Origin of the sequence: Pseudomonas sp. 2995-1 (assembly GCF_002742505.1) — a bacterium.
Classification (GTDB): domain Bacteria; phylum Pseudomonadota; class Gammaproteobacteria; order Pseudomonadales; family Pseudomonadaceae; genus Aquipseudomonas; species Aquipseudomonas sivasensis.
The window spans coordinates 1-1,257 of record NZ_LJSA01000301.1 but is presented as its reverse complement, the minus strand read 5'-3'; the positions used below and the strand labels follow the sequence as shown (position 1 = coordinate 1,257).

1 protein-coding gene is annotated in these 1,257 nt (G+C 59.8%); it reads left to right on the top strand.

From position 1 onward, the window contains the following. Positions 1–1,257 (top strand): acetyl-CoA carboxylase biotin carboxylase subunit (accC, locus tag AOA61_RS05950; RefSeq protein ID WP_099601327.1); only part of this gene is annotated, 1,257 nt, incomplete at both ends.

Sequence of the window (1,257 nt, the reverse complement as noted above, 5' to 3'; positions counted from 1 at the left end):
CATCAAGACCGTCGCTGTTTACTCGACGGCCGATACCGAATTGATGCACGTGAAACTGGCGGACGAAAGCATCTGCATCGGCCCGCCACTGGCCACGAACTCGTACCTGAAAGTCTCGAACATCATCGCCGCGGCTGAAGTGACCGGCGCTGATGGTATCCACCCGGGCTACGGCTTCCTCGCGGAAAACGCCGATTTCGCCGAACAGGTGGAAAAATCCGGGTTCGCCTTCATTGGCCCTAAAGCCGAAACCATTCGCCTGATGGGCGACAAGGTATCGGCCAAGGACGCCATGATCGCAGCCGGCGTGCCAACCGTTCCTGGTTCCGACGGCCCACTGCCTGAAGACGAGGAAACCGCTCTGCGCATTGGTCGCGAAGTCGGTTACCCAGTGATCATCAAGGCCGCCGGTGGCGGTGGTGGTCGCGGCATGCGCGTGGTGCACAAGGAAGAAGACCTGATCGAAGCGGCCAAGCAGACCCGTTCCGAAGCGGGTGCCTGGTTCGGCAACCCGATGGTCTACTTGGAAAAGTACCTGACCAACCCACGTCACGTGGAAGTGCAGGTTCTGTCCGACGGCCAAGGCCACGCCATCCACCTGGGCGACCGCGATTGCTCGCTGCAACGTCGTCACCAGAAGGTGTTGGAAGAAGCGCCGGCACCAGGCCTGGATGAAAAGGCTCGCCAGGAAGTTCTGGCTCGCTGCGTCAAGGCGTGCATCGACATCAACTACCGTGGCGCCGGTACCTTCGAGTTCCTCTACGAGAACGGCCGCTTCTACTTCATCGAGATGAACACTCGTGTGCAGGTAGAGCACCCGGTTTCGGAGATGGTCACCGGTATCGACATCGTCAAGGAGATGCTGAGCATCGCCGCTGGTAACGTGCTGTCCTTCACCCAGGACGACGTGAAGATGCATGGCCACTCCCTGGAGTGCCGCATCAACGCCGAAGACCCGAAAACCTTTATCCCAAGCCCTGGCCTGGTCAAGCATTTCCACGCGCCCGGCGGCAACGGCGTACGTGTGGATTCGCACCTGTACAGCGGCTACAAGGTTCCGTCCAACTACGACTCGCTGATCGGCAAGCTGATCACCTGGGGCGCCACCCGCGACGAGGCCATGGCCCGTATGCGTAACGCCCTGGACGAAATCGTGGTTGACGGCATCAAGACCAACATCCCGCTGCATCGGGACCTGGTTCGTGATGAAGGCTTCTGCGAAGGTGGTGTGAACATTCACTACCTGGAACACAAACT